This is a genomic window from Pseudomonas sp. IT-232MI5 (assembly GCF_949767845.1).
In the GTDB taxonomy this organism is placed as follows: domain Bacteria; phylum Pseudomonadota; class Gammaproteobacteria; order Pseudomonadales; family Pseudomonadaceae; genus Aquipseudomonas.
Genome location: NZ_CATKQE010000047.1, coordinates 1 through 285, shown reverse-complemented (window position 1 = coordinate 285; position 285 = coordinate 1). Strand labels below are relative to the sequence as shown.

Annotated in this window: 1 protein-coding gene; it reads left to right on the top strand. The window is 51.9% G+C overall.

The window, feature by feature from the left end; genetic code table 11:
* Nucleotides 1-64 precede the first annotated feature (64 nt).
* The coding region (locus ACM6JQ_RS20830) for a transposase (RefSeq protein ID WP_414894612.1) at nt 65-285 on the top strand (221 nt) is incomplete at its 3' end.

Here is a 285-nt window from a genome sequence, read left to right as displayed (position 1 = left end):
TGCAGTGGTCTAATTTCCCCGGACACCCCGATAGGTGGAAAATACATCTATCGAGGAGTTATTCATGACTAAAAAACGCAGGGCATTCGACGACAGCTTCAAGCTGCAAGTCGTGAAGATGATCAAGGATCAGGGACTCACCGTTGTACAGGTTTGCCAGGATCTGAACATTGGTGAGACAGCCGTTCGACGCTGGGTTCAGCAATACGAGGCAGAGCAACTGGGGCAGGCCGGAATCGGCAAGCCATTAACGGCAGAGCAACAGCGCATCCGGCAATTGGAACA